The 11,282-nt window shown below is 53.1% G+C and carries 11 protein-coding genes and 1 pseudogene; 9 read left to right on the forward strand and 3 right to left on the reverse strand.

Annotated features, from left to right (window positions below):
- Window position 1 precedes the first annotated feature (1 nt).
- Entirely contained in the window at window positions 2–2,671 is a 2,670-nt protein-coding gene (gene alaS, locus KO498_RS10220; RefSeq protein ID WP_215959801.1) for an alanine--tRNA ligase, read from the forward strand.
- Window positions 2,672–2,956 carry a DUF1330 domain-containing protein gene (locus KO498_RS10225; RefSeq protein ID WP_215959802.1) on the forward strand — a complete coding sequence of 95 codons (285 nt, stop codon included), beginning with the start codon at window positions 2,672–2,674 and terminating at the stop codon, window positions 2,954–2,956. It begins immediately after the preceding gene.
- 56 nt (window positions 2,957–3,012) lie between these two features.
- On the opposite strand, the gene typA is transcribed toward KO498_RS10225, so the two are convergent.
- Window positions 3,013–4,830, reverse strand: a complete 1,818-nt coding sequence (gene typA, locus KO498_RS10230; RefSeq protein WP_215959803.1) for a translational GTPase TypA — start codon at window positions 4,828–4,830, stop codon at window positions 3,013–3,015.
- A gap of 117 nt (window positions 4,831–4,947) precedes the next feature.
- On the opposite strand from typA, the pseudogene KO498_RS18410 reads away from it, so the two are divergent.
- From KO498_RS18410 to KO498_RS10260, 7 genes and pseudogenes are all read left to right on the forward strand, one after another.
- Window positions 4,948–5,187 (forward strand): annotated as a pseudogene (locus KO498_RS18410) (hypothetical protein); the annotation flags it as partial.
- A 318-nt stretch (window positions 5,188–5,505) separates the two neighbouring features.
- Window positions 5,506–6,081 carry a hypothetical protein gene (locus KO498_RS18230; RefSeq protein ID WP_252731382.1) on the forward strand — a complete coding sequence of 192 codons (576 nt, stop codon included), beginning with the start codon at window positions 5,506–5,508 and terminating at the stop codon, window positions 6,079–6,081.
- 67 nt (window positions 6,082–6,148) lie between these two features.
- Window positions 6,149–7,165, forward strand: a complete 1,017-nt coding sequence (locus KO498_RS10240) for an SPOR domain-containing protein (RefSeq protein WP_215959805.1) — start codon at window positions 6,149–6,151, stop codon at window positions 7,163–7,165.
- Window positions 7,162–8,169 carry a beta-N-acetylhexosaminidase gene (gene nagZ, locus KO498_RS10245; RefSeq protein ID WP_215959806.1) on the forward strand — a complete coding sequence of 336 codons (1,008 nt, stop codon included), beginning with the start codon at window positions 7,162–7,164 and terminating at the stop codon, window positions 8,167–8,169. Before KO498_RS10240 ends, nagZ begins: the two co-directional genes overlap by 4 nt.
- Entirely contained in the window at window positions 8,162–8,950 is a 789-nt protein-coding gene (locus KO498_RS10250) for a segregation and condensation protein A (protein ID WP_215959807.1), read from the forward strand. Before nagZ ends, KO498_RS10250 begins: the two co-directional genes overlap by 8 nt.
- A 3-nt stretch (window positions 8,951–8,953) precedes the next feature.
- Window positions 8,954–9,622: an SMC-Scp complex subunit ScpB gene (scpB, locus tag KO498_RS10255; RefSeq protein ID WP_215959808.1), complete on the forward strand. Its 669-nt coding sequence runs from the start codon at window positions 8,954–8,956 to the stop codon at window positions 9,620–9,622.
- Window positions 9,623–9,694: 72 nt separating this feature from the next.
- Entirely contained in the window at window positions 9,695–9,862 is a 168-nt protein-coding gene (locus tag KO498_RS10260; protein WP_215959809.1) for a hypothetical protein, read from the forward strand.
- Here KO498_RS10260 and KO498_RS10265 read toward each other — a convergent pair whose 3' ends face one another.
- Together KO498_RS10265 and KO498_RS10270 are read right to left on the reverse strand one after the other, a co-directional pair.
- Window positions 9,863–10,936 carry a 2'-deoxycytidine 5'-triphosphate deaminase gene (locus tag KO498_RS10265; protein ID WP_215959810.1) on the reverse strand — a complete coding sequence of 358 codons (1,074 nt, stop codon included), beginning with the start codon at window positions 10,934–10,936 and terminating at the stop codon, window positions 9,863–9,865.
- Between the two features lie 121 nt (window positions 10,937–11,057).
- Window positions 11,058–11,282, reverse strand: a 225-nt coding sequence (locus KO498_RS10270; RefSeq protein WP_215959811.1) for a hypothetical protein, incomplete at its 5' end; no start/stop codon positions are given.

The raw sequence follows: 11,282 nt of genomic DNA on the forward strand, positions 1-11,282 counted from the left end.
TATGCCAAGCCTCAATGATATTCGTTCTACGTTTCTAAACTACTTTGACAAACAGGGGCACGAGATTGTGCCTTCGAGCCCCCTTGTTCCGCGCAATGATCCGACTTTGATGTTTGTAAACTCGGGTATGGTGCAGTTTAAGAACTGCTTTACAGGCTTGGATAAGCGTGACTACACGCGCGCCACGTCAGCGCAGAAATGCGTGCGGGCAGGCGGCAAACACAATGATCTCGACAATGTCGGTTATACGGCGCGGCACCATACATTTTTTGAAATGTTGGGCAATTTCAGCTTTGGTGACTATTTCAAAAACGAGGCAATACCGTTTGCTTGGGATTTGATTACGAAGGAGTTTGGAATAGATAAAAGCCGTTTGTTGACAACGGTTTACCACACTGATGATGAAGCATTTGAGATTTGGAAGAAAGTCGGCGTTCCTGAAGACAGGATCATCCGGATTGATACGGCTGACAACTTTTGGCAAATGGGCCCCACTGGCCCGTGCGGCCCATGCACCGAGATTTTCTACGATCATGGCGATCACATTTGGGGAGGCCCTCCAGGGAGCGCTGATGAGGACGGTGACCGTTTCATCGAGATTTGGAACGTTGTTTTCATGCAAAACGAAAAGTTTGAAGACGGCTCCATGCGCGCGCTTGATATGCAGTCAATTGATACTGGCATGGGGCTTGAACGTATTGGAGCGCTTTTGCAAGGCAGCCATGACAACTACGATACCGACTTGTTCAAGTCGCTTATCGAGGCTTCGGCACATGCCACACATGTTGATCCTTACGGCGACAAGAATGTGCATCACAGAGTGATCGCTGACCATTTGCGCTCAACCTCATTTCTGATCGCCGATGGGGTGATGCCGTCAAATGACGGGCGCGGCTATGTTTTGCGGCGGATTATGCGCCGCGCGATGCGACATGCGCATTTGTTAGGCGCCAAAGATCCAGTAATGCATCAACTTGTCCCAGAACTTGTGCGGCAAATGGGGGGGGCATACGAAGAGCTCGGCAGAGCACAGGCCTTGATCGAGGAGACCCTGCTGCTTGAGGAAACTCGCTTCAAGCAAACCTTGGATCGTGGGCTGAAATTGCTTGATGATGAGCTCGAAGGCCTCGACGATGGAGAAGATTTGTCAGGCGAGGCTGCATTTAAGCTTTACGACACATACGGGTTTCCCCTTGATTTAACGCAGGATGCGCTGCGGGAAAAAGGCCACGGTGTTGATGTCGTGGGCTTTGAAGACGCGATGGAAGAGCAGAAGGCAAAGGCCCGCGCAGCGTGGTCAGGTTCTGGCGACGCAGCTGATGCTACTGTCTGGTTTGATGTGTTCGACACAACTGGTGCGACCGAGTTCCTTGGGTATGATACAGAAATTGCCGAGGGGCAGATCATGGCGTTCGTGCATGAGGGGCATCGTATCGAGAACCTGAAGGCCGGCGATGCCGCTTGGGCCGTTGTAAACCAGACCCCGTTTTATGCGGAATCTGGCGGGCAAGTTGGAGACACAGGCCTATTGCGTAAACTCGACAGTCTAGAGGATGTAAGCAAAATCGGGGACGTGAGAAAGTTCGCTGACGGTAAGGTTTTCGCGCATTTGCTCACAGCTGGTCCAGGAGGTCTGAGCGTTGGCGATACGGTCTCGCTTGAAGTTGATCACTCCCGCCGCAGCGCAATTCGTCGTAATCACTCGGCCACACACCTTCTTCACGAAGCCTTAAGGGGCACGCTTGGTGATCATGTTGCTCAACGAGGATCGCTAAATGCCGACGACAGATTGCGGTTCGATTTCAGTCATGCCAAGGCACTGACTGAAGATGAACTTCGTAAAGTTACAGAAGAAGTGAATGAATACATCCGTCAGAACTCGCTCGTTGAGACTCGATTGATGACGCCAGATGATGCCCGCGCTATCGGTGCTCAAGCCTTGTTTGGAGAAAAGTATGGAGACGAAGTCCGTGTCGTTTCTATCGGGCAGAATGCTGGCTCGAACAAAGGAAACACGGGAGACACCTATTCTCTAGAATTGTGCGGAGGCACGCATGTGCGCCAAACCGGCGATATTGGTTTGTTTGTCTTGCTTGGTGACAGTGCTTCGAGTGCAGGTGTACGTAGGATTGAAGCTTTGACGGGGCAGGAGGCTTTACAACACCTCACCATGGAATCAAGCGCTTTAGGTGTGGTTGCGGCGGAGCTAAAGGCACAGCCTGCAGATGTGCCTTTGCGTGTCAAAGCATTGCTGGAGGAACGCAAAGCCTTGAGCAACGAGGTGTCGCAGTTGCGCCGAGAATTAGCGATGTCTGGTGGAGGTGATAAGCCAATAGAAGTCAAAGAAATCAATGGTGTAAAGTTCATAGCTCAAGTTCTTTCAGGCGTTTCGGGGAAAGACCTTCCGGTGTTGATTGATGAACATAAAGGACAGCTTGGCACAGGTGCCGTGCTGCTTATCGCTGACACTGGTGGAAAAGCCGCTGTCGCTGCCGGAGTCACCAGTGACTTGACGGACAGAGTATCTGCTGTTGATCTTGTCAAAGCGGCCGTGTCTGAATTGGGTGGAAAAGGCGGTGGTGGCCGTGCGGACATGGCGCAAGGCGGTGGTCGTGATGTGACAAATTCGGAAGCGGCCATTAAGGCAGCAGAAACTGTATTGGAGACTTGAATGCCTGCACTTTGGATTGCTCATGTGACTGTAACCGACCCCGACGCCTACGCAAAGTATGCGAAGCTGGCTGGCCCTGCTATCGCTGCACACGGCGGCAAGTTTCTGGCCCGAGGCGGACGGTTTGTGCAACTTGAAGGTAAAGAGCGGCCTCGCAACGTTGTAGCGCAGTTTCCAAGCGTTGATGAGGCTGTCGCCTGCTACAATAGCACGGCCTATCAGGAGGCGCTCAGCCATGCGAGAGATGCTTCTGAACGAGAGTTGATGGTTGTCGAGATTGATTGAACAATCGGGAACAAAATTGAAAAGGGCGGCTCCGAAACGAAGCCGCCCTTTTAGTTCTAAGCTTGCTTAGACATCCGCTTACGTTCGTGCGGATCAAGGTAGCGTTTGCGCAATCTGATGGCATTTGGCGTAACTTCAACAAGCTCGTCATCGTTGATATAAGCGATCGCTTCTTCAAGGCTGAGCGTTACGGGTGTAGTCAACCGAACCGCTTCATCTGTGCCTGAAGCGCGCACGTTGGTAAGTTTCTTGCCCTTTAGGGGGTTCACTTCCAAGTCGTTCTCACGGCTATGTTCACCGATGATCATTCCTTCGTAAACTTTTGTTTGTGCTCCGATAAACATTTTTCCACGGTCCTCAAGGTTCCAAAGCGCAAAGGCTACTGAGTCACCACTTTCCATAGAGATGAGCACACCGGCGCGACGGCCAGGAATGCTGCCTTTATGCGGGGTCCAACCGTGGAATACGCGGTTAAGAACACCAGTTCCGCGAGTGTCGGTGAGGAACTCGCCATGATAGCCGATCAGCCCGCGTGACGGCACATGCGCGATAATACGTGTTTTGCCGGCGCCAGCGGGGCGCATTTCTACGAGTTCGCCTTTGCGTGCGCCGGTTAGCTTTTCGATAACTGCGCCAGAGTAGTCGTCGTCAACATCAATGGTCGCCTCTTCGACAGGCTCCATTCGCACGCCGTCTTCTTCGCGCATCAAAACTTGCGGGCGGGAAATGCTAAGTTCAAAGCCTTCGCGACGCATGTTCTCAATGAGAACGCCCATCTGCAATTCACCTCGGCCAGCAACTTCAAAAGCGTCGCCGCCGGGTGTATCGCTGATCTTGATCGCAACGTTTGACTCGGCCTCTTTCATCAAGCGATCGCGAATAACACGCGACTGGACTTTTTTGCCATCACGACCTGCAAGAGGGCTATCGTTGATGCCAAACGTAACGGTGATCGTGGGAGGGTCAATTGGTTGTGCATCGAGTGCAGTATCAACAGCAAGGGCACAGATTGTATCCGCGACCGTTGCCTTAGACATGCCTGCAATTGAGACGACATCGCCAGCGAATGCTTCTTCAATGTCTTGTTGAGCAAGGCCGCGGAAAGCTTGAATTTTCGTCACGCGGAATTGCTCGAGTTTTTGGCCTGAACGCGTCAGGGCCTGAACGGTTGCGCCAACTTTGAGGCGTCCGGTTTCAACACGGCCTGTCAAAACGCGGCCTACAAAAGGGTCTGCGCCCAGTGTCGTTGCAAGCATGCTAAAGTCTTCGTCTTGTCTGGCGATCTGCTTTGGTGCCGGAACGTGGTTGACGATCAAGTCAAACAGAGCGTCCAGATCTTTGCGAGGACCGTCAAGCTCGTGATCGGCCCAGCCAGAGCGGCCTGAAGCATACATATGCGGGAAGTCGAGTTGATCATCGGTTGCATCAAGCGAGGCGAAAAGATCAAAGCACTCATCAAGCGCGCGGTCCGGCTCAGCGTCTGATTTATCAACTTTATTGAGAACAACGATCGGGCGAAGGCCGAGGGCAAGCGCTTTTGATGTCACAAACTTGGTTTGCGGCATTGGGCCTTCGGCGGCGTCTACGAGGAGAACAACACCGTCTACCATAGACAGAATACGTTCAACTTCACCACCAAAGTCGGCGTGTCCGGGCGTGTCAACAATGTTGATACGTGTGCCTTTCCACTCAACCGACGTTGGCTTCGCGAAAATAGTGATCCCGCGCTCGCGTTCGAGATCATTGCTGTCCATCGCGCGCTCGGCCACGTCTTGGTTGGCACGAAAAGCGCCTGATTGTTTCAGTAGCTCGTCCACGAGTGTGGTTTTGCCGTGGTCAACGTGCGCGATGATCGCGATATTTCGCAGGTCCATGATATGTCCTTGGGTTGTTCGTGGATGGCCGATATACCGAGGGACACAGAAAGGCCAGAGGCAAACCCTCTGCGCAGCGGTTTTCACACGAAATAAGGCTATGGTGTCGTTTTGAACATGCTTAACGAAGTCAAACAGGCAATTGACACGGCCCTTTGTGATCTTGGTGCACCATCACAGACCTTTGACGTTTTTGTGCCCAAGGATACTGCCAATGGGCATTTGAGCAGTAATGTTGCGTTGTTATGTGCTCAAAGTAACGCGGTTTCACCACGGGTATTGGCCAATGATTTGGCAAGATCAATGGTTGGCGACGAGCGTTTTGAGGCTGTTTGGTTGGCAGGGCCAGGATTTCTGAACTTCCGCCTCTCAGATATCTATGCGCGATTTATTGCCAAGAAGGTTTGCGAGGCCGGGCTAAGCTTCGGGGCGGGGAGCGAGAGCGGTTGCTTTGCTGCTTGCTACTTGCCTGAACAAGACAGTTTTCGGCAACAATGGCATGCGCAAGCAGCGGTAAGGCTGGCTTCGCATCTCGGGTATGAGGGCCGCGTTCTCACTGCAAAAGGCAACGTTCCCGCGGCTGAGGGTGCGGTTGCCGCTGCGTTGGAGTCTGATCAAGCCTTTGGAAGTGCCAACCGCAATGAGTTGCAAGCTCTGGCGGCACAACAAGCAGTGGTGTTTGCAGCTCAATCTGCTTGTGACCAAGTCACCTTCTTTGCAAAGCAAGGCGCTAGTTTCAGACCAAACCTTTTTGAGAAGCTGGGTGAAGACGGGCTTGTATGCAGTGCATTGGCTCCGCTTCAGCTCTTTAAGACGACCGAGAATGAGTTGTTTGATTTAGCGAAGCTGGTTTGCCTTTCAAGCCGAGCTGACAAGAAGCTTGCGTTGACAGCAAGCGGCTTGCGGCAACCTGCTGCGCAAAATCCGGCGTTTCTGATACAGTATGCAGCACTTAGATGTCGGCAAGCAAAACCTGCAAAGCTAGTTGGGGGCCTGGATGAAAGCAGCATCAGCATGCTCTGCAAACTGGCGACGTTTCCGGATGTTATTGCGCGCGCGCACGAGCTAGGAGAGCCGCAGCGCATCGGGCTATTTTTGCGAGATTGCGCAGACTCGCTACTTATGAGCGCCCCGAATGACAAAATCCGTGGCCAAAAAGGCGTTTCTGAGCATGTTCTTGCCGTCGCAGACATTGTTTTTTCTGTCGGATTGTCTATTCTGGGCACGCAACCGTTAGACGAAATCTCTTGAGCAGGGAGACTGACGGCAAGCTTATAACGAGGCAGCATTGAACTGCCCGATAAATGTGAGGCGGAGTATGGCAGATTTCCCTTTGAACGGGTCAAGCGGCACAGGCGATATGCGACAGTCAGTTGGAACTGCTACGAGCTATGCCGGAGCGATTGTGTCGTTGGTGTTGGTTGTTGGTGTTGGTGCTTGGGGTTACAACCTTCTGGCGCGTGATGTCAGTGGTGTCCCGGTAGTGCAGGCAGCTTCTGACGGGCCTATGCGCGTTGTTCCTGAAAACCCCGGGGGCGACAAAGCTGCGCATCAAGGGTTGTCCGTCAACATTGTAATGGCTGAGGGTGGTGCAGAAAAGCCCGCTGACAAGCTGACCCTAGCGCCAAGCCCAGTAGAATTGATCGAAGAGGATACGCCGCTGGAAATGGCTTCAGCATCGGGTCCAGTAGCCTCGGTGGCGACGGCGGACGCCGGTCTGCCGGAGTTGGAGCTTGATGCGCCAGACGAGCCCCTTTCTGGACAGATGGCTTCGATCAAGGCCTTTGCTGATCAGTTGGCAAATGGCGTTGCGCCGTTGGAAGAGGCTGTCGTGCCGGAGGTAAAGTCAGCCGAGGCTGTTGCCAAAGTGACCAAAGTTGCCGCGGTAGCCCCAGTTGATGTGAGTGCACCGGTTGCGGATGTTGCGATTGAGCCATCGAATGATGCCATTGCGGGGCTCAAGAGCTCACTTCGGCCTAAAATGCGGCCAGTTCTAGTGGCCGCAGCATCGCAGGTCAACGCGCCAGCTGCGGCCGCGACTGCGAGCGATTCACCCGTAGAGGTTGAAGTGGCAAATGTTGCAGTTGGAACCCGACTGGTTCAGCTCGGCGCATTTGATAGCCCGGACGTCGCCCGTGAAGAGTGGACTCGGCTAAGTGGCCGATTTGAGGACTACATGGATGATAAGCAACGCGTTGTTATGCGAGCCAAAAGTGGCGGGCGGGTGTTTTACCGCCTGCGCGCTATGGGTTTCGCCGACTTAAGCGATGCGCGCCGGTTTTGTGCTGCTCTTGTAGCAGAGAAGGTTGATTGCATTCCGGTTGTCAGTAAATGAGTCGGTTCGGCGCTACAATACTTGACGCGGATGGGCTACGCCTGAGTGCGGACGAGGCCGCATTCTTTCGTGAAGCTAACCCCTTCGGTTTCATTTTGTTTGCCCGCAACATTGACAACAAAGAGCAAGTCAAACGGCTCTGCAGTGAGTTTCGCGAAGCCGTTGGTCGTGATGCTCCGATAACAATCGACCAGGAGGGCGGGCGTGTTCAACGATTGCGCGCGCCGATCTGGCGTGAATGGTTGCCACCGCTTGAGCAAGCCACGCTAGCCGGCGAAAATGCGGCTCGCAGTTTTTACCTGCGGTTCCGGCTTCTAGCGCATGAACTGCACGAAATCGGTATCGACAGCAATTGTGCACCGATGGTTGATATCGCTGGCGCGAGCACACATGAGTTTCTGAAGAACCGCTGTTACGGAACTGATGTAGAAGCTGTTTCAGAGATCGGACGTGCCGCAGCAGACGGGATGCTTGATGGAGGAGTCCTACCTGTTGTCAAACACGTGCCTGGGCACGGACGCGCAGTTGCTGACAGTCATTTTGAGCTTCCAACAGTACAGGCGGTGCATAAGGACTTGAGCGATACAGACTTTGCACCTTTCAAGGCGTTAAATGATTTGCCGATGGGGATGACAGCCCATATCCGGTATCCGGAACTTGACGAAGCAGCGGCAACGCTGAGCCCGAAAGTGATGAAAATCATTCGTGACGAGATCGGATTTGACGGGCTTTTAATGACAGACGATATCTCGATGAAAGCGCTTGATGGTGACTTGGGCGATCTGAGCCGCTCCGCGTTAGACGCCGGATGTGACGTGATATTGCATTGCAACGGCTCGCTTGATGAGCGGCGTCTTGTCGCTGAAGCTGCCGGCGAGATGTGCGCAGAGGCGCAACGGCGGGCTGACAATGCTCTCGACTCCCGCAAGAAACCAACAGAGATTGACATTCCTGCCATAGAAGACGAGCTTAAAGCGCTTTTGAATGGGCGCGTTTATGGCTGATGATGATTTTGTAGAAGATCAACCGACACTGAGTGTCGCTGAGCGTCTTGATGCGGAAGCGTTGATCATTGATGTCGATGGTTTTGAAGGCCCCTTGGATGTTTTGCTAACGCTTGGACGCACGCAAAAAGTTGATTTGGTCAAGATTAGCATTTTGCAATTGGCGCGGCAGTATCTGGCGTTCGTAGAAAAAGCCAAAACTCTACGTATCGAACTGGCCGCAGATTACTTGGTGATGGCGGCTTGGCTTGCTTTTCTGAAATCAAGATTGTTGTTGCCACCAGACCCAGATGAAGAGGGGCCTAGTGGCGAAGAGCTAGCTGCTCATCTTGCGTTTCAACTTGAGCGATTGCAGGCAATGCGCGATGTCGCTGCTAGGCTTATGGCGCGTGACCGGTTGGGGCGTGATTTCTTTGCGCGTGGTATTCCGGAAGATGTTACGCGCGTGAAAAAGGTAACCTACACAGCAACGCTGCTTGACTTGATGCAGGGTTATTCTCGATTGAGAACCCGCGACGAATTCAGGCCCTTTGTTATGGATCGTGACGCTGTTTACACTTTGGAAAATGCACTGGAAAGAATGCGCGGATTGATCGGATTTGCCGGCAAGTGGACTGACATTTCAGGCTATATTCCCGAGGGTTGGAACAAGGATCCGGCGCGCATGCGCTCGGCGACGGCCTCGACATTTGCGGCCTCTCTGGAACTCGCCAAAGAAGGGCGTGTTGAGTTGCGCCAATCAGAAACATTTGCACCGATCGAGTTAAGGGTGAAGGAGTAAATTATGTCAGATGAAGATGCTCCGATGGATGTTGAGGAAAGCTTGTTTGAGGCACCACCCGTTGCCGAGCAAGAGCGTATGGTTGAAGCAATAATGTTCGCCAGCGCTGATCCGGTGACTGTGAAGGATTTGAATGCACGGATGCCGCATGGCTCCGATGCAGCAGAAGCTTTGGTGCATCTACGCAAGCGCTACACTGGACGTGGTGTAAATGTGGTGAAAGTCGGAGATGCCTGGGCTATGCGAACGGCGCCTGATCTGTCATTTTTGATGCAAAAGGAAACGGTGGAGACACGAAAGCTAAGTCGTGCTGCTATCGAAACCCTGGCAATCATCGCGTATCATCAGCCGGTTACACGCGCAGAGATTGAAGAGATACGCGGGGTCAGTGTTTCGCGCGGCACAGTTGATCAACTGCTTGAAATGGAGTGGATTCGCTTTGGCCGTCGTAAAATGACTCCAGGGCGCCCCGTGACATTTGTCGTGACACAAGAATTTCTCAGCCACTTCGGGCTAGAAACGGCGCGTGACTTGCCTGGTTTGAAAGAGCTGCGTTCTGCTGGTTTGCTAGATAATCGGCCACCGCCGGGAACTTTGCCGATGATGGGTGAGGGCGATGATGATGCCAGTGAAGAGACCGAAGAGGGCCAAAGCGAACTGTTTGAAGATTGAGCCAGCCATTGCTGCCTTAGAAATAGCTAAATAGGTGACTATCTTGAACGCAAACGAAGGCAGGAGGCCGATGTGAACGTCAATCAGATCATCAACATGGTGTTAAGAATTTTTGTGCGCAAAGCTGTGAGCAAGGGCATCAACAAGCTCGGAAACCGAAATGGGCGCGGCCAGCAAAACCCAGATTTGAAGCAAGCCAAACGTGCGGCCAAGATGGCGCGTCGCATAGGCCGCATGTAGTTACTTGAAGTGCTTTGACAGTTTGAGACCTTGACCTTGATAGTTTGACGCAATGCGTTCGCCATATAGCTCGGCAGGACGCTCGGACATTTTCTCATAGACGAGACGCCCGACGACTTGCCCGTGCTCAAGCACGAAGGGTGATTCATGGCAGCGCACTTCTAGCACTCCGCGCGAGCCTGCGCCTCCGGCTTCTGCGTAGCCAAAGCCGGGATCAAAAAAGCCTGCATAGTGGACGCGAAACTCACCGACCATTGCTAGATACGGCGCCATTTCGGCAGCATATTCAGGGGGGATACAGACCGCTTCGTTGCTGACCAGAATGTAGAAAGCACCGGGATCAAGGATGATCTGGCCTTCCGCTGTGCGCACTTCTTCCCAATAATCGGCCGGAGCGTAGTGCCCTAGCTTATCGAGATCAATTACGCCAGTGTGGGGCTTCGCGCGGTAGCCGACAAGGTCGCTTGAGGCTGGCTTTAGATCAACGGAAAAACCAAGCCCTTCATTGATAAGAGCCTCCGCACCATCGACCAAAGGAATCTTGGCATGCAGACGGCGCAGTTCGTCATCGCTCAACTGGGCTTGTTCGTCGCGAAACCTGATCTGGTTAAGCCGCATGCCTGGACGCACCAAAACGGAGAAAGACCTCGGGCAGATTTCGGCATAGAGAGGGCCGGTATAGCCGGCAGGTATTCTGTCAAACTCTTCGCCGCCGTCGGTAATCGTTCGGGTGAGCAGATCAAGTCGGCCGGTTGAGCTTTTGGCATTGGCGACGGCACGAGTATTCTCTGGTAGCGCCAGGCTTTCTTGGAGCTCGACAACATAAACGCAGTTCTTTTCGAGAACGGCCCCTTGGCGAATGTCAATTTGGTGCATTTCGAATTCATTCAAGCGCTCGGTGACTGACCGGCCTTGTCCTGCCAAGAACGAGGCGCGCACCCGGTAGGCTTTGGCCCCCAGTCGCAAATCAAGGCTCGCAGGCTGCACCTGGCCTTCCACAAACGGCGTATCAGCAGTGATTTTGCCTTCACTCATGAGGGATTGCAGCTGTTGGCTTGCAAGAACGCCTGTCATTCTAATGTCTCCGTGCCGGGTTATCTGAGCGGTTCTAGCAAAGTTTCACTGCGAATGGAGCGCAAAATGCGATTTTTCTTGAAAGAAAGCGGAAACATGAGCGCATGAACTCCTAATGAGGTCACGTCTCAAACAAAATAGCTTTGAACAACTCTTCAGATAAGTTCCCATGGGCGTATTTGAGCTCGATTTCTTCAGTGGTGTATTCCGCACGGTATGCGGCGGCTTCATATTCTAGCGCGGGCAAGCCAAAACCACAGTCGGTATAACCGGGCTCTGTCTCCAATTCGACGTCACAGTTGTCCTCTTCAGTCTGTTCGACTTCGGGTTCCGGCTCGACTTCGGG

The organism is Lentibacter algarum (assembly GCF_018860975.1).
In the GTDB taxonomy this organism is placed as follows: Bacteria; Pseudomonadota; Alphaproteobacteria; order Rhodobacterales; family Rhodobacteraceae; genus Lentibacter; species Lentibacter algarum_A.

What these genes read in the sequence shown, in the direction of transcription:
- KO498_RS10265 (WP_215959810.1), bottom strand. Translation starts at nt 10,936, where the DNA reads ATGACAGGCGTTCTTGCAAGCCAACAGCTGCAATCCCTCATGAGTGAA.
- scpB (WP_215959808.1), top strand. Translation starts at nt 8,954, where the DNA reads ATGTCAGATGAAGATGCTCCGATGGATGTTGAGGAAAGCTTGTTTGAG.
- typA (WP_215959803.1), bottom strand. Translation starts at nt 4,830, where the DNA reads ATGGACCTGCGAAATATCGCGATCATCGCGCACGTTGACCACGGCAAA.
- KO498_RS10240 (WP_215959805.1), top strand. Translation starts at nt 6,149, where the DNA reads ATGGCAGATTTCCCTTTGAACGGGTCAAGCGGCACAGGCGATATGCGA.
- alaS (WP_215959801.1), top strand. Translation starts at nt 2, where the DNA reads ATGCCAAGCCTCAATGATATTCGTTCTACGTTTCTAAACTACTTTGAC.
- nagZ (WP_215959806.1), top strand. Translation starts at nt 7,162, where the DNA reads ATGAGTCGGTTCGGCGCTACAATACTTGACGCGGATGGGCTACGCCTG.
- KO498_RS10250 (WP_215959807.1), top strand. Translation starts at nt 8,162, where the DNA reads ATGGCTGATGATGATTTTGTAGAAGATCAACCGACACTGAGTGTCGCT.
- KO498_RS10225 (WP_215959802.1), top strand. Translation starts at nt 2,672, where the DNA reads ATGCCTGCACTTTGGATTGCTCATGTGACTGTAACCGACCCCGACGCC.